Annotated in this window: 17 protein-coding genes and 1 pseudogene; 6 read left to right on the plus strand and 12 right to left on the minus strand. The window is 66.3% G+C overall.

Features of this window, described 5'->3' with window-relative positions; translation table 11 throughout:
• Positions 1-487: 487 nt before the first annotated feature.
• Positions 488-1123: a TetR/AcrR family transcriptional regulator gene (locus OHA40_RS10560; protein WP_330232875.1), complete on the plus strand. Its 636-nt coding sequence runs from the start codon at positions 488-490 to the stop codon at positions 1121-1123.
• A 10-nt stretch (positions 1124-1133) separates the two neighbouring features.
• Here OHA40_RS10560 and OHA40_RS10565 read toward each other — a convergent pair whose 3' ends face one another.
• Genes OHA40_RS10565 through OHA40_RS10575 form a run of 3 tightly spaced genes read right to left on the minus strand, consistent with a single transcriptional unit; the run spans position 1134 to position 2895 of the window.
• The gene (locus OHA40_RS10565) at positions 1134-1628 is read right to left on the minus strand and encodes a barstar family protein (RefSeq protein ID WP_330232876.1); all 495 of its coding nucleotides are present in this window, start codon (positions 1626-1628) and stop codon (positions 1134-1136) included.
• Positions 1628-2122: a ribonuclease domain-containing protein gene (locus OHA40_RS10570; RefSeq protein WP_330232877.1), complete on the minus strand. Its 495-nt coding sequence runs from the start codon at positions 2120-2122 to the stop codon at positions 1628-1630. The genes OHA40_RS10565 and OHA40_RS10570 overlap by 1 nt, the downstream gene beginning before the upstream one ends.
• Positions 2119-2895, minus strand: coding sequence for an exodeoxyribonuclease III (locus OHA40_RS10575; protein WP_330232878.1), 777 nt, complete (start codon positions 2893-2895; stop codon positions 2119-2121). The genes OHA40_RS10570 and OHA40_RS10575 overlap by 4 nt, the downstream gene beginning before the upstream one ends.
• A gap of 68 nt (positions 2896-2963) precedes the next feature.
• Here OHA40_RS10575 and OHA40_RS10580 point away from each other — a divergent pair, with 68 nt between their 5' ends.
• Positions 2964-3881 (plus strand): alpha/beta fold hydrolase, encoded by a 918-nt coding sequence (locus OHA40_RS10580; protein ID WP_330232879.1) that lies wholly within the window; start codon positions 2964-2966, stop codon positions 3879-3881.
• A 12-nt stretch (positions 3882-3893) separates the two neighbouring features.
• Here OHA40_RS10580 and OHA40_RS10585 read toward each other — a convergent pair whose 3' ends face one another.
• From OHA40_RS10585 to OHA40_RS10605, 5 genes are all read right to left on the minus strand, one after another.
• Positions 3894-5144, minus strand: a complete 1251-nt coding sequence (locus OHA40_RS10585) for an acyl-CoA dehydrogenase family protein (protein WP_330232880.1) — start codon at positions 5142-5144, stop codon at positions 3894-3896.
• A 27-nt stretch (positions 5145-5171) separates the two neighbouring features.
• Positions 5172-6050, minus strand: a complete 879-nt coding sequence (locus tag OHA40_RS10590; protein WP_330232881.1) for an SDR family oxidoreductase — start codon at positions 6048-6050, stop codon at positions 5172-5174.
• A 68-nt stretch (positions 6051-6118) separates the two neighbouring features.
• Positions 6119-7000, minus strand: a complete 882-nt coding sequence (locus tag OHA40_RS10595; RefSeq protein ID WP_330232882.1) for a MaoC/PaaZ C-terminal domain-containing protein — start codon at positions 6998-7000, stop codon at positions 6119-6121.
• Complete coding sequence (locus tag OHA40_RS10600) at positions 6997-7431, minus strand: type II toxin-antitoxin system Rv0910 family toxin (protein WP_330232883.1); 435 nt, start codon at positions 7429-7431, stop codon at positions 6997-6999. The genes OHA40_RS10595 and OHA40_RS10600 overlap by 4 nt, the downstream gene beginning before the upstream one ends.
• Positions 7432-7469: 38 nt before the next feature.
• Entirely contained in the window at positions 7470-8687 is a 1218-nt protein-coding gene (locus OHA40_RS10605) for a lipid-transfer protein (protein WP_330232884.1), read from the minus strand.
• Between the two features lie 260 nt (positions 8688-8947).
• Here OHA40_RS10605 and OHA40_RS10610 point away from each other — a divergent pair, with 260 nt between their 5' ends.
• On the plus strand, positions 8948-9529 hold the full coding sequence (locus OHA40_RS10610; RefSeq protein WP_330234124.1) for a TetR/AcrR family transcriptional regulator: 582 nt from the start codon (positions 8948-8950) through the stop codon (positions 9527-9529).
• Positions 9530-9569: 40 nt separating this feature from the next.
• Here the strand turns inward: OHA40_RS10610 and OHA40_RS10615 are convergent, their stop codons facing one another.
• Entirely contained in the window at positions 9570-10385 is an 816-nt protein-coding gene (locus OHA40_RS10615) for a toxin glutamine deamidase domain-containing protein (RefSeq protein ID WP_330232885.1), read from the minus strand.
• Positions 10386-10472: 87 nt separating this feature from the next.
• Here OHA40_RS10615 and OHA40_RS10620 point away from each other — a divergent pair.
• A pseudogene (locus OHA40_RS10620) lies at positions 10473-10574 on the plus strand (MerR family DNA-binding transcriptional regulator); the annotation flags it as partial.
• A 9-nt stretch (positions 10575-10583) separates the two neighbouring features.
• Here the strand turns inward: OHA40_RS10620 and OHA40_RS10625 are convergent.
• The 3 genes from OHA40_RS10625 to OHA40_RS10635 all read right to left on the minus strand — a co-directional run bounded on the left by OHA40_RS10625 (position 10584) and on the right by OHA40_RS10635 (position 12993).
• Positions 10584-11078 carry a hypothetical protein gene (locus OHA40_RS10625; protein ID WP_330234509.1) on the minus strand — a complete coding sequence of 165 codons (495 nt, stop codon included), beginning with the start codon at positions 11076-11078 and terminating at the stop codon, positions 10584-10586.
• A 104-nt stretch (positions 11079-11182) separates the two neighbouring features.
• On the minus strand, positions 11183-11617 hold the full coding sequence (locus tag OHA40_RS10630; protein ID WP_330232886.1) for a RidA family protein: 435 nt from the start codon (positions 11615-11617) through the stop codon (positions 11183-11185).
• Between the two features lie 86 nt (positions 11618-11703).
• Positions 11704-12993 carry a dicarboxylate/amino acid:cation symporter gene (locus OHA40_RS10635; protein WP_330232887.1) on the minus strand — a complete coding sequence of 430 codons (1290 nt, stop codon included), beginning with the start codon at positions 12991-12993 and terminating at the stop codon, positions 11704-11706.
• Positions 12994-13333: 340 nt separating this feature from the next.
• Between OHA40_RS10635 and OHA40_RS10640 the strand changes: the two genes are divergently transcribed.
• Both OHA40_RS10640 and OHA40_RS10645 read left to right on the plus strand, forming a co-directional pair.
• Positions 13334-13960, plus strand: a complete 627-nt coding sequence (locus OHA40_RS10640) for a helix-turn-helix transcriptional regulator (protein ID WP_330232888.1) — start codon at positions 13334-13336, stop codon at positions 13958-13960.
• Between the two features lie 153 nt (positions 13961-14113).
• Positions 14114-15253, plus strand: a complete 1140-nt coding sequence (locus OHA40_RS10645) for a threonine synthase (protein WP_330232889.1) — start codon at positions 14114-14116, stop codon at positions 15251-15253.
• Positions 15254-15282 lie beyond the last annotated feature (29 nt).

A 15282-nucleotide genomic window follows, 5' to 3' on the forward strand; every position in this document is an offset into this window, starting at 1 on the left:
CGTCCGAGCGGCCGCCGCGGCCACGACGCAGTCGCCAGCGGACGATCGCCGCCGCAACAGCCAAGAAGGTCTACTGACCACCGAGGCATGCAGGCGTGGCACTACGCACCCACTGGGCCCGACTCCCGCTTTCGAGCGAAGCGAGACCGAGCATTGCCCATTCGCGGCCCGGCTCACGTCCGAGCGGCCGCCGCGGCCACGACGCAGTCGCCAGCGGACGCTCGCCGCCGCAACAGCCAAGAAGGTCCACTGACCACCGAGACATTCAGACGTGGCACTACGCACCCACTGGGCCCAACTCCCGCTTTCGAGCGAAGCGAGACCGAGCATTCCCCCGTTCGCGGCCCGGCTCGCGTCCGAGCGGCCGCCGCGTCCGCGACGAAGTCGCAAGCGGCGGTCGCTCGGACGCGAGCCATAAGGGGGCCGCGAACACGTCGCGACGAAGTCGCGACCGAACAAGCACAGGCGCTGCAAATAGACTCAGCCTGTGACTGCGCAACGAACGTACGGGGGGATTTCCGCACAGGTGCGCCGGGCGCAGCGGCGCGCGGCGTTGCTGGAGGCGGCGCTGGAGATCATCGGCACCGAGGGGCTGGAGAAGCTGACCGTCTCCGGGTTGTGCGCTCGGGCGGGGCTGAACGAACGGTACTACTACGAGAATTTCGACAGCCGCGATGCCGTGCTCGCCGCCCTGATCGACGGGATCGCCGAGGAGCTGGCGGACGCCATCCTCGCGGCCGTGCGCGCTGCCCCGCCGGACACCCGCGCGACCGCGCACGCCGCGATCACCGCGGGCGTGCACCTGCTCACCGAGGACCCACGCAAGGCGAAGGTCGCCCTGATCGCGGGCATGGCGACGCCGGAGCTGCGCGCACGCACCACCGAAACGGTGCGCGTGTTCGCGCGGATGGTGGCCGCGGAAGGCATCGACTTCTACCGGATCAGCGACGCCGCCCCGGACCCGGCGATCGACTTCCGGGCCATGTATCTGGTCGGCGGACTGGTGCAGACGTTGACCGCCTGGCTCCAAGGCGATCTCGAGCTCAGCCGCGACGAACTGATCGAGCACACCGTCGATGTGTTCGTCTTGCTCGGCGAGGATTTGGCGGAAAAGCTGCGCTGAGCGCCCCGCGTCACATCCGCAGCGACACGTCCTGGAGGTCGGGCGCGTCACCTTGCAGGACGACACGGAACAGCACGTCCCGCCGCGACCAATAGGCCGCGCAGTCGCGCATCGCCTCGGCGAACCAGTCGCGTTCGACCAGCTCGTCGGCGAGCAGTCCGGCCGAGTCGCGCACCACGGCAACGTATCCGGCCGCTTCGCCGATGAAATCGGCCAGGTCCCGCAGGCATTCGTCGAACGCGTCCTTGTTCTCGCCGAAGTAGTACGGGAACTGGAACGCGGCGGCGAACTCGTCGAAGACCCGCGCCGCGGTGGGCATCTTCGCGCCGCGTACCTCGCGCACCAGATAACCGGAAGGCGCCTTGTCGCGCACCCCACTGAACTCGGCGGCGTCGACCGCGAGCGCTCCGAATGTGACGCCAGGCGGGGCGAGCGCTGGGCTGGGCGGCGCTTCGTCCGCGTCGGGACGGGCAAGGAATTGCGACAGCGTGACGGTCTTTGTCATCAGCGCATCCTCGTGAAGGTCTTGTAATGGTCTCCGGTGTACCAGGCCGAGCCGTCGCTGCCGGTGACGATGCGTTCGGCGTCGCGGGATCGGCCGGGCTGCTTCGGGTTGACGTCCCATTCCTGGTAGGTGAGCGGCTTGCCAGCGGAATCCGTGGCGGGCAGGTCGCCGCCGCGGTTCATCCAGCGTTCGCCGCCCTTGGTGCCCGGCGCATTCGCCGAGTCGGGCCAGCGACCCGCGTCGATCTCCCGCAGCGTGGCGTAGGCGCGCTCCGGGACCCCGGCCGCCTGGGTGACCGGTGACGCACTGTCCGCGCCCCGCGGCGCCGTGCCGGGCGTGACGACGGTGCTTGTGGCGGTCGTGATCGCGCGGCTGACCGGCGTGGCGGTGGTGGCATCGGTGCCGCCGCGCAGGGCGAGCACCGCGACGATCAGCGCGAGCGCGACCGCCCCGATGACGCCGAGCCCGCGAATCACCTTCGGCGAGCGGTTCATCGGTACTGCACCGTGACGGGCGCATGGTCGGACCAGCGCTGATCGTAGGCGGCGGCGCGTTCCACTACCGCCGCTTTGGCGCGGGTGGCGAGATCGCCTCGGGCCAGCTGGTAATCGATGCGCCACCCGCTGTCGTTGTCGAACGCGCGGCCACGGTAGGACCACCAGCTGTACGGGCCGTCGACCCCGGGATGCAGACCGCGCACCACGTCGATGTAGCCCGTTGCCAGCAGCTCGTCGATCCAGGCGCGCTCCTGCGGCAGGAACCCGGCCGACTTCAGGTTGCCCTTCCAGTTCTTCAGATCGCGCTCGGTGTGCGCGATGTTCCAATCTCCCGCCACCACGAAATCTCCGGTCCGCGCGGTCAGGTAGGCGCCGAGCTCGGCCATGAAGCGGTACTTCTCGTCCTGGCGTATGGAGCCCGCGTCGCCGGAGTGCACGTACACGCTTGCCACCGTGACGTCGTCGAAATCGGCCTCCAGGTAGCGGCCCGCGGCCCCGAACTCACTGCTGCCGAACCCGATTCGCACGGCACGCGGAACGCGCCGGGACAGGATGCCGACACCCGCTCGCCCCTTGGACTCCGGCTCCGCGTGCGACAGCTGCCATCCCGCGTCGAGCGCGGGCGCCAGCGCGGCCCTGACCTGCTCGTCGGTCGCGCGGGTCTCCTGCACGCAGACGATGTCGGCCTCGGTGGCCGCGAGCCAGGCGAGCAGGCCCTTGCCCGCGGCCGCGCGGACACCGTTCACGTTCACTGTCGAGATATAGGGCACTCCTCGACCGTACAATGCTGGTCTGATGAAATCCCTCGGACACTGCCGTCCAGGAAGGGGTGAAGACAATGTCGTCTGACGCCTCCAAGTCCTCCTCCGCCGCCGATCGCCCCGGCACACCCGCGCGAGCCGCCGCTCGCGGCTCCGCGAAGGCGGCGAACCCGCTCCAGCCGATCAAGGCTCTGCACGTCGGTTCCGGCGACCCGCTGCTGTTGCTGCACGGATTCACGATGTCGCCGCACTGCTGGGAGCAGACCGCGGCGCGGCTGGCGACGCAGTGCGAGGTGTTCGCGCCCGCGTTCGCGGGCCACTGGGGCGGCCCGTCCGCGAACGGCTGGTCCATCGACGTGCACTTCCTCGCCGACCAGATCTGCGATCAGCTCGACGAATTGGGCTGGCGCACCTGTCATATCGCGGGCAACTCCCTCGGCGGCTGGGTCGGTGTGGAGCTCGCCCGCCGCGGGCGTGCCCGCACGCTGACACTGATCGCGCCCGCGGGCGGTTGGCACGCGCCCTCGCTGACCCAGCTGCGGATCAATCTGAAATTCCTTTCCCTGGTTCCGCTCCTCGAAATCGGCAAGCACCTGGGCCGATTCGCGATCGACAACCCGCTCGCCCAGCGCATCGCCCTGCTCGCGCTGAGCAAGCACGCGTCCGCGGTGTCGCGCCGCGATGCCGCGGCCGCCATCACGGCCGCACTGAACTGCCCGGCCATGCTCCCGATGATCATCACCGCCCTGCGTGCACCGGCACAGGACGACTTGTCCACGCTGCGGACACCGGTCCGGCTGCTGCTGTCGGAGTACGACCGGGTCATCCCCAACCGCGTCTACGCTCGCCGCTACCTGAAGGAACTGCCCGAATCCGCCGACCGCATCCTGGTCAACGGCGTCGGCCACGTGCCCATGCTGGAGGCGCCCGATCGCATCGCCACCCTCATCGCCGAACACGTCTATGCCAGCCGCACTCGCCTGCGCGCGGTGTGACGCGGTGTGGACCTACTGCGCGAGCAGGCCCTTGGCGATGTGGGTCACCTGGATCTCGTTGCTGCCTGCGTAGATCATCAGCGACTTGGCGTCGCGGGCGAGCTGCTCGACGCGATATTCGGTCATGTAGCCGTTGCCGCCGAAAAGCTGCACCGCCTCCATGGCGACCTCGGTGGCCGCCTCGGACGCGTACAGCTTCATCGCGGACGCTTCGGCGAGCGTCGGCGGCTTGCCCGCCCGGCCGCGCTCCAGCGTGTTGAACACCATGTTCTGCACGTTGATCCGCGCGATCTCCATCTTCGCCAGCTTCAGCTGGACCAGCTGGAATCGCCCGATCTCCTGGCCCCAGAGCGTGCGGCTCTTGGCGTACTCCACGCCGAGCCGATGGCATTCGTTGATGATGCCCAACGCCATGAAGGCCACGCCGATGCGCTCGGCGGTGAAACTGGAGCGGGCGCTCTCCCTGCCGTCGCCGCCCTTGTGCTCCTCGGTCTCGCCGAGCAGCCGGTCCCGGCCGACGCGCACGTTGTCGAAGAACAGCTCACCGGTCGGTGAGGCGTGCAGGCCCATCTTCTTGAACGGCTTGCCCTGGGTGAGCCCGGGCATGTCCTTGTCCAGCACGAAGGTGAGCACCTTGCGTTCGCGCTTGTCCCCGCCCGCCCCGTCGTCGAGCTTCGCGTAGACGATCATCACGTCGGCGTAGGGGCCGTTGGTGATGAAGGTCTTCTGGCCGTTGAGGAGGTAGTCCTCGCCGTCGCGCTTGACGTAGGTCTTCATGCCACCGAACGCGTCCGAACCGGAGTCCGGTTCGGTGATCGCCCACGCCGCCACCTTCCGCATGGTGACGATGTCCTCCAGCCAGCGCTGCTTCTGCGCCAGCGTGCCGCGCGACATGATGGTGGTGGCGCCGAGACCGATGCTCACCCCCAGCGCGGTGACCAGGCCCATGCACACCCCGGACAACTCGCTGATCAGCACCGCCATCAGCGATTCCTGTCCGGCGAACGGACTCGTCTTCGCTTTCTTCTCCGGCCTCGGCTCCCCCGCGGCGACGGCCTCTCGTGCCTGCTGCTTGGCCAGCATCTTCTGCACCGCCTCGCCGCCCATGACGTCGATACCGAATTCACCGAACAGCTTGCGGATGATCGGATAGGGCGGCAGTTCGCCGCTGTCGAGCGCGTCCAGGTTGGGGCGGATCTCCTTGTCGATGAACGCCCGGACGGCATCGCGGAGCAGCACATCGGTTTCGGACCATTCGAACATCGTCGTTCTCCTCACGTTCCGCCGAGGTCAGGGCAGCCGGGCGGCGATGTCGTCGATCAGCCACGGGCCTTCGGTCTCGATGGTCCTTACATCGTGCCAACCGGCCAGCTCGGAGATCGCACCGCCCTGCACCGCGAACACCTTGCCGGTGATCGGGCAGATTTCCGAGGCCAGGTAGGCGACCAGCGGTGCGATATTGGCCGGGCTGAAGGCGTCGAACCCGCCATCGGCGGCCGCCTCGGCCTCGGCCGCCATCATGTCGCCCATGCCGGGAGTGGCCAGGGTGAGCCGGGTGCGCGCGATCGGCGCGATCGCGTTGACCCGCACGCCGTAGCGCGCCAGCTCGTCGGCGGCGACCAGGGTCAGCGCGGCGATCCCAGCCTTGGCCGCACCGTAGTTGGCCTGGCCAGGGTTCGGGATGGTGGTGCCGGAGGCAGAGGCGGTGTTGATCACGGCGGCCTTGGGCTGGTTGCCCGCCTTGGACTGTTGCTTCCAGTAGGTGGCGGCATGGTGCAGCACAGCGGCATGGCCCTTGAGATGCACGGCGATCACCGCGTCCCACTGCGCCTCGGTCATACCCGCGACAAAGGCGTCGCGCAGGATGCCCGCGTTGTTGACCACGACGTCGAGCCCACCGAACTCCGAAACTGCCTGGGCCACAAGCCTTTGCGCGCCTTCCCAGGTCGCGATGTCGTTGATGTCGGCAACCGCCTTACCGCCCGCGGCGACGATCTCGCGCACCACGTCCTGAGCGGGCCCGGTATCGGTCCCCTCGCCCGCGTTGCTGCCGCCGAGATCGTTGACGACCACGGCGGCGCCTTCCTTCGCGAACAGCAGTGCGTGCTCGCGGCCGATACCGCGGCCCGCCCCGGTGATGACGGCGACCCGTCCGGCCAGTGCGCCCATGTGTTGTCTCCTGAAGTCGTTGTGAATCCCGCGATGGGATGCCGCGGCGGTGTCTCGTGTCGCCGCTGTCAGTCGGCGATCTCGGCCAGACCGTCGCTGAGCACGACATCGTCGCCGCGCACGGTCTCGAACGCGTAGCTGGTCACGCCGTCGGCCGAACCGGCCTTCCAGATCCGGGTCTCCAGGTCGTCGCCGGGAAAGACCAGCTTGGTGAAGCGCACCGCGAATCGGCTCAGCCGGTGCACATCCGACTCCGCGAGCTCGGTGAGCACCGCCCAGGACGCGAAGGCCATGGTGCACAGCCCGTGCGCGATGATGCCGGGCAGCCCGGCGTCCTTGGCGACCTGATCGTCCAGGTGCAGCGGCACCGGATCGCCGGAGGCCGGTGCGTAGCGGAAGGTCTGGTCGTGGTCGACGTGCTGCGCCACGACCGCGACCGGGTTCCGCTCACGCAGCCGTTCGTCGAACTTGTGCGCCGGAGCGGCCGCGCCGGCCGTCTTGCCTGCGTCGATATTGCGGAAGAACGCGGTCAGGTACTGATCGTTGACCGATTCGCCTGTCTCGGTGCGGCATTCGATGCGGATGGTGATGGTCGTCCCATTGGATCGGCTGGTGTAGCCGACCGCCTTTGCGCGCGATACCAGCCGGTCGCCGGGACGGATGGCGCGATGGAAGTGGAAGTCCTGCTCTCCGTGCACCACTCGACCGAAGATGTCCATCGGCGCGACATCGATCACCGGCAGCATCATGGCCTCGAAGACCGGGACGATGGCGAAGACCGGTGGCGCCACGGCGCCCTCGAGATGCGCCGCGATCGGGTCGTTCGTGGCGGCGGCGTACTCCGTTATCCGCTCGGCGGTAACCTCGAAATGCTCTTCGTCGCACCAGGTTTCCAGTCCCGCGTCATCGAACTCGACCACGCGGGCGGCGGTGGTGAAATCGGAACTCATGCCGAGGCCAGGGCGTCGAGTTGTGCTAGCGATCGGTCCAGTTGTTTGATGCCGTCCTTCTCCACCGCCTTGCCCAGTGCGCCCTTGATCAACGCGCCCTCGAAGTCGCCGGACACCAGGATCGTGCTGCCGTCGCCGTTGGGCCGGATGTCGAAGGTGAATTCGGTCTTCACCCCCGCCATGCCGGTGCCGCCCAGCGTCAGCTTGTTCGGCGCGGCCACCGAGACAATGGTCCACTCCAGCTTGTTCGCCATGCCGAGCATCACGATCTTGGCGACCAGCTTCGCGCCCTCGCTCAGCACTGCGGGCGGCTCCTCCATGAAGCGCTCGTGGATGGTGAACCACTTGTCCCAGGTCCGCGGGTCGGAGACGACCGCCCACAACGCCTCGGGCGTGGCGTTGACGTCCTTGGTGGCTTCGATGTGCCCCATGCTGCTCCTCGTCGAGTTCGACTGCGGCCGAGCTGAATTCAGCGGACCGCGCGCTGATAGGCGGTGACGACGGCGGCGCCGCCGAGACCGATGTTGTGTTGCAGGGCAGCGGTGACGTCGTCCACTTGGCGTTTGCCCGCGGCGCCGCGCAGCTGCCAGGTCAACTCCGAGCACTGCGCCAAGCCGGTCGCGCCGAGCGGATGGCCCTTGGAGATCAGGCCGCCGGACGGATTCACCACCCATTTACCGCCGTAGGAGGTCTGGTCGTCGTCGATCAGCTGCCCGGCCTCGCCCTCGCCACACAGGCCGAGCGCTTCGTACAGCAGCAGTTCGTTCGCGGAGAAACAGTCGTGCAGCTCGATGACCTGGAAGTCGTCCGGGCCGAGCCCGGACTGCTGGTAAACCTTCCGTGCCGCTTGCACATTCATGTCGTAGCCGATGAGATTCTTGGCGGTGTCGTCGAACGTCGAGGCGAAGTCGGTGGTCATCGCTTGGCCGACGATCTCCACCGCCTGCCCGGCGAGATCGTGCGCGTCCACGAAATCCTCGCTCGCCAGGATCACCGCGCCGGACCCGTCGGAGGTCGGCGAGCACTGCAGTTTGGTGAGCGGGTCGTAGATCATCCGGGAGCCGAGGATGTCATCGAGCGTGTACTCGTCCTGGAACTGCGAGTACGGGTTGTTCACCGAGTGCTTGTGGTTCTTGTAGCCGATCTTCGCGAAGTGCTCGGCGGTAGTGCCGTACTGCTTCATGTGCTCGCGGCCCGCCGCGCCGAACATCCACGGCGCCACCGGGAACAGCACCTCGGAGATCTCGGCGAGCGCCATGATGTGCTTGGCCATCGGCTGCTCACGGTCGTCCCAGGTGGATCCGAGCGAGCCGGGCTGCATCTTCTCGAAGCCCAGCGCCAGCGTGCACTCGGCCAGACCGCCCCGGATCGCCTGCGCCGCAAGGTACAGCGCGGTCGAGCCGGTGGAGCAGTTGTTGTTCACATTGACCACCGGGATGCCGGTCATCCCGAGTTCGTAGACGGCGCGCTGACCCGACGTGGATTCGCCGTATACGTAGCCGACATAGGCCTGTTCCACCAGGTCGTAGGCGATGCCCGCGTCCGCGAGCGCCTTGCTGCCCGATTCCCTGGCCATGTCCGGATAGTCCCAGGCCCGGGTGGTGCCGTCGGCTTCCTCGACGCGGCGGCGGCCCGGCTTCTCGAATTTCGTCATGCCGACGCCGACGACGTAAACCTTGTTCGTCATCGAACTCCTCAGATCGTGTGCACCGCGCGGGGCGGCCCTCGAGTACGAGCTGAAAACAAACATACATACTTGTATGTAAGTGGGCAAGGGGTCGACGGCCAGGTGCGAATATCGCGAGGGTGGCCGGGCAATCTCGTCCCCCTGCCCGGGGTTTGGATGGCCGCAACATACAGCACTGTATGTAAGTGTAAGATCGGCAGGTGGCCAGGAGCGTAGTCGTGAAGCAGCAGCGCCGAACGCAGGAGCAGCGCAGCACCGAGATGCGCACCCGGTTGCTCGATGCGACGGTGGACTGCCTGGTCGAGTACGGGTACGCGGGAACCACGACACCGCGGGTGGCGGAACGGGCCGGGGTGACCCGCGGTGCTCAGGTGCATCACTTCGGCTCGAAGACCGACCTGGTGGTGGCGGCGATCAGCCATCTGGCGCAGCTGCGCGCCGAGACCGCCATGCGGGAGATGTCCCGGGTCGAGGCCGGTGACGATCCGGTGGCGGCGGCGCTGGAGTTCCTGTGGGATCTCCACCAGGGTCCGCTGTTCATCGCGACCGTCGAGCTGTGGGTGGCCGGGCGAACCGACCCGGTGCTTGCCGCTGCGATGGAGAAGGTCGAGCCATTCGTCAACAACGCCGTCTTGCTGGCCGTCGCCCGATTCGTGCCCGACGACGTGCGCCGCAAGGAGGCGCGCGACTTCATCTACACGGCGATGGACGCGCTGCGCGGCATCCTGATCTCGAATTTCGTCGACCCGGATACCGAACGCGCACAGCGCCGCTGGCGGCGCGCCTCGGCACACCTGCACGAGATCGCCGTCCGCGCTCTCGCCGTCCGCCGCGCCGAATAGTCATCTACGGACCGGTCCGTCTGACGGCGCCCGCACGCCGTCATGGGTCTTTGTCGTGTATCGGGAACACGACGTAGTAGTCGCCGTCCGGGACGATGTTCTCATCTGTCACGGTGCCGGTTTGGCCGTCGAGATAGTAGATCTCTCCGTCGATGTTGGCGACGTTGTAGTGATGTCCGAAGGCATCGGAGTATCGGTTCCCCGACATGATCGCGATCTGGCCGGGCTGGTGTAGTTCCTCGGATATCGATTCGTGAATCTCGTGGTGGCTGTCGCCATGGAAACGTTCCGTCGAGGGCTCGATGAACTTCTGGGCACCGCTCGGCCCCGCGACCGCGGGCCGCCCGGCAAAAATATCGCGCACCGCCCACGAGCACTCCATACAGTTGCCCGCCGTCCGTGATCTGGTCGGGTTGACCAGCGCCAGCAGTTCGCGCACTTCGGCGAGGGTTGGTGGCCGGTCACCGATCCGGGACATGATCGTGGCCTGGGCGTCGTAGGCTCGCCGCATGGCATCCGCCTCGGCTCGCGTCGGTTGATGCGCATTGCGGATCAACCGGGACACCCCTGCTGGGCGTATCTCGGCGAGCGGCACAGATGATGTGCTGAATCGCGCGGGCGCGGGGGTGAGTCCTGCCGTCTCGGAGGCGATGCCAGCGACCTTTGCGGCGCCTTCAGTGTCGACGCGATCGTACTCATCCGCCCCTTTGCGCCAGGTCTCGGACTCAGCTCGGTAGAACCCATGCACCGCCTCGCTGCCAGTGAGACGCCCATCATCGGCGTCCCGCGCGGGTCCGAGCAAACTCTTCAATTTGCGTCGTACCTCGTCCAAGGCAGCGAACAGCGGCCTGTTCATGTCTACAGCAAACCCTGGGAATCCATGCCCCCACCGTCCCACAGACGGCTTGCAGTCGACTTGTCATTGTCTTGTCAGGACTCCGCGCTGCGCACTGGCGAGCCAGCGGCGGCCGGGGTGAATACCCAGACTTTGCGTTACTACGAGCGGCGCGGGCCGCTCGCCGAACCGGACCGGTCCCTGGGCGGACTCGTCGTCCTAGATGTAGCCGCGCCCATCGAACCGGCGCTGGGCCAAGCTGATATCGAGCCCGCCGAGACTCAGGTCCAGGCGTGCACTCGGCCCATCCGCGCGCAACATCTCGACCGTGACGTCCTCCATTTCCGGATGTGCGGAGTCGAAGTTCGCGGGCTGGAAGACCAACCCGATCATCAGACCCGCAAGGACGACTACCGGCACCAAGACGACCTTCCACGACCACCGGCGCTCTCTGCCGACCAGGTACAGCGTCTTGATCGCCCACACCAACAGTGAACCGGCCAGCACAATCCCGCCGATTACCAGGGCAATGAGCTGATCGGCGATGGTGAATCTCCCAATGAATGGAGCCCGGTCGGTGTGGACGCACAACAGAACCGCGACAGCGAGAACCGCGCTCGCCAGGACCGCGAAACCCGGCGCGGTCGCGGCACCCTCTGCACGCTCGGCCTGCACACCTTCTACGCGTGATACCTCGATCGCGGGCCTCCTCATCTCGACAACCCTGTCCCAGCGCCTGATCCGCTCGGCGGCGCTTGCACCCGAACTCTACGGCCCGCTGAACCAAGGGACGGCCGCCCGCATGGGTACGGCCATGGTCAAGTGGCCGGATTCACGGCGGCGACCGCGTGGACTTCCACCGCGGCGCCGTAATGCAGTGCGTTGGCACCGGCGACTGCCCGGGCCGGGCGATGATCACCGATCCACTCCCGGTAGAGCGCGTCGAACGTGGGCCATTCGTCGATGTCGGTGACGTGGACCATGACCTGCACCAGGCGGGCGCGGTCGATCCCGATGGTCTTCAGACAGTGATCGAGGTTCGACAGAACCTGCCGCACTTGCACCTCGAACGGTTGATCGACCAGCGTAACGCCCTCTCTGCTCAGGGGTAGCTGCCCGGAGATGTAGGCCAGCCCAGCGTGGACCGCGACGTGCGAGTAGTGACCGAGCGGTGCGGGCAGGTCGGGGCTGTCGAACACCGCGATGTCGGCGACGTTCGCGCGCGGATCGATGGCCGGAGCCGGGTCGGTCATGAATGGGCCTGCTTTCTGAATTCGTAAGTGGCACAGCGATATGGGTGACGCGACAAACTTATGGATTGCGGACGGTTGGATGCGGATCAGCTGGCGGACACCGGGATTGTGGCGGCCGGCTCGTCGGTGTCGACTCGAACTCGGGGACCCTTGTCGTCACCCGGGCCCGGGTTCGGGTTGCGCCCGAGAACGGCTGTGGCGATTCCGTTGCCGATGACGTTCGTTGCGGTGCGGCCCATATCGAGGATTTGATCGATCGCCAGCAGGATGCCGATTCCTGCCGCGGGAACTCCGAATCCGGGCGCAACCGCGGCGATGACGACGAGCGAACCACGGGGTACGGAGGCCATCCCCTTACTGCTGAGAAACAGTACGAGCACCATCGCGATCTGCTGCGGAACGCTGAGGTCGATCTCATAGGCGTTGACGAGGAACACCGAGGCGAACGTCATGTAAAGCATGGACCCGTCCAGATTGAACGCGTAACCCATCGGCAGGACGAATCCGGTGATGCGCCGGTCGATACCGTAGGAACTCAGGGTTTCGATGAGTCGGGGGAAGGCGGCCTCGGCGCTCGCGGTGGAGAAGGCGATGAACGCCGGTTCACGGAGAGCGGCCATGAGACGAAAGACCGCCCGTCCCAAGAAGATGGCACCGATGCCGACAAGCAGACCCCACAGGCTCGCAAGGGCGGCATAGAAGCCGGCGATGAACATTCCGTAGGTGGCGAAGGCGTCCAGGCCCTGTTCGGCGAAGGCGGAGCCGAGCGCGGTGAAGACGCCGATCGGCGCCAGCTTCATCACGTAGCCGGTAACTTTGAGCATCACAGTGGCGAGTTCGTCGATCGCGTTGGCGATCTTGGCGCGCCCGGTACGTTTGAGGGCGAGCAATGCGGCGCCGAAAAAGACGCCGAATACCAGAATCTGCATCGGCTTGTTCTCGGCCAGGGCCTTGACGAAGCTCTGCGGCGCGATATCGGAGATCAACGTGCTGTAGTTCAGGGCGGTGTCGAGTCCGGAATCCTCGCCGGTAGCAACCAGGTGCAGGCCATGTCCGACCCCCATGAGGTGGGCGAGGGTGAATCCGACTACGCCTACCAGGATCGACGCGGAGAAGAACCACGCCAGGCAGCGGGCGGTGAGGTTTCCGAGGCGCAGCGACTCTGTCGCTCCGGTGACACCACTGACGATGGTGGCGAAGATCAGGGGTGCCACGACCATCTTGACCAAGTTCAGGAACAGGTGAGTGACGGTATCGAGCGCACCGACGACGATCTCTCTTGCTTCCGCCGATCCGACGAGATAGTGACACGACAGCCCCGCGCCGATGCCGAGCGCGATGGCTCCGACAATGAAGGCACTCGTCTTGTTCTTCATGAGGTCTCCTGATGACGGCGACGACTCGAGCGGGCCGCGCCCTTGTGCGATGGGTGAAGACGGGGCTCCGGCTTGCCGGAATTGCCGACAACGACACCAGTCGCACAGTGCGACCGGATGCTCTGGCGGACGGTTCACGACCCGAAGGCTCGTCGTGCCGTCCAAGATTAGACTAAATGTCTAAGAAATCAAGAGGTGTGCCGGCATGCGTCAAGCACGCCATTCAATACCCCTCGTCCAAGTTGATACTGTTTGTCCAAGCGGCGAGCGCGACATGCCACGCACCAGCGTCGGAAGCTCGGCGTGGACATCAGCCGAACCGATCAGAACGGAACCAGCAATGGCCGAGTCCGAGGATGAGCACCTGATGCTCGAGGCAGAGAAGATCGTCGTCGCCATCGGGAAGATGTTCCCCGGGTTGTGTGAAGTCGTCCTGCACGATCTCACTCAGCCCGAGCACGCGATCCGGGCGATCGAGAACAATCTCTCCGGACGCAAGGTCGGCGATTCGGTGACCGAACTCGGCCTCCGCAGGATCGCCGACCCCAACTACCCCAGCGTGATCCAGAACTACGCCAATGAGTTCCCCGATGGCCGCCCGGTGAAGAGCACCTCCATCGGCATCAAGAACCGCGAGGGCAAGTACATCGGTGCGCTGTGCCTGAATCTGGACGTGTCGACGTTGTCGCCGGTAACACTCACCCTGTCCAACCTCCTGGCGACAGGCGAGCCCGAGGTCGATCAGGTCGAGACCCTCCGCCACCGCAATTCCCGGGAATTGCGGGAGGTGATCGAGGGTTTCGCCGCCGAACGGTCACACATCCCGCGCAGCCTCGACCGCGAGGCGAAGAGGGAACTCGTCAAGCAGCTGCACAGGGACGGCTACTTCGACTCCCGCAGTTCGGCCCAGATCATCGGAAACTTGCTCGGCATCTCTCGCGCGACGGTGTACAACTACGCGAAGTAGGACCGATTCGCCTCCGGTTACCTCGTCCGGCCGAACCTCCCCACTTCCGCACGGTCGGCCGAGCCTGCGCCGACCCCCAGGATTGACCACCTTCAACCACTCTGACAATCTGTCTAAAGTTCGACAAATTTTCTAAGACTTGGACGGTGGCCGATGACGCGAGCACAGTACGTGGATCCAGTGGACGAATCCCGGTATCCGCTCGATGAGCCCAGGTGGTGCTCGGACGCACGGCGTCCGATGATGATCACGGCGCAGACCGGGATCTCGCGCGGCGACATCGTCATAGGCGATCGCTCGCTGTGGCGGTATCGCGCCGCGTTCCCCGTGGATATCGCCGATCCCATATCGCTCGGGGAGGGGCGCACTCCCGTCGTCCAGACGACTTGGGGACAGCACCGGCCGTATTTCAAGCTCGAATGGTTCAGCCCGACCGGCAGCTTCAAGGACCGTGGGACGAGCGTCATGCTCTCGTATCTGCGGCGCGCCGGGATTACCTCCGTCCTCGAGGACAGTTCGGGCAACGGCGGGTCTTCGGTGGCGGGATACGGGGCCGCTGGCGGCATGAACGTCAAGATCCTTGCACCGGCCTACACGTCACCGGCGAAGATCGCTCAGGTCAGAGCGTACGGTGCCGACGTCCAGCTGGTCGAAGGACCACGCGAAGCCGCCCAGGCCGAGGCGATCCGGCAATCGGAGACGACGTTCTACGCCAGCCACAACTGGCAGCCCTTCTTCCTCGAGGGCACCAAGACCCTGGCGTACGAGATCTGGGAGGATTTCGGCTTCACCGCCCCCGACAACGTGATCATGCCGGTGGGGGCAGGCAGCACTCTGCTCGGCTGCTACCTCGGCTTCACCGAACTCCTCGCCTCCGGACAGATCACGAAACTCCCCCGGCTCTTCGCCGCACAGCCATTGAATTGCTCCCCGATCGACGCGAGTTTCCAAGCAGGCGTCGATACCCCCGTCGACCGGGACGTCCGTCAGACGATCGCGGAAGGCACCGCGATCAAACAGCCCCTGCGCCTGCGCCAGATCATTGCGGCACTGCGCGCGACCGCGGGAAGCACGATCGCGATCACCGAAGCCGAGATCGTCGAAGGCCTACGCAGGTTGTGCAACAACGGCCTGTTCGCGGAGCCGACCAGCGCAAGCGCCGCCGCCGCCTTCGAACGACTCAGCAGTGCAGGCACGATCACTCCCGCCGAGTCGACCGTCGTCCTGCTCACCGGCAGCGGCCTGAAGGCCGCTTCCACCGCCGCCGACCTTCTCGCGGATGACTCGGCATGATCGAACGAACGCCGCACGGATGCTCCAGG

The organism is Nocardia sp. NBC_00508 (assembly GCF_036346875.1).
In the GTDB taxonomy this organism is placed as follows: Bacteria; Actinomycetota; Actinomycetes; order Mycobacteriales; family Mycobacteriaceae; genus Nocardia.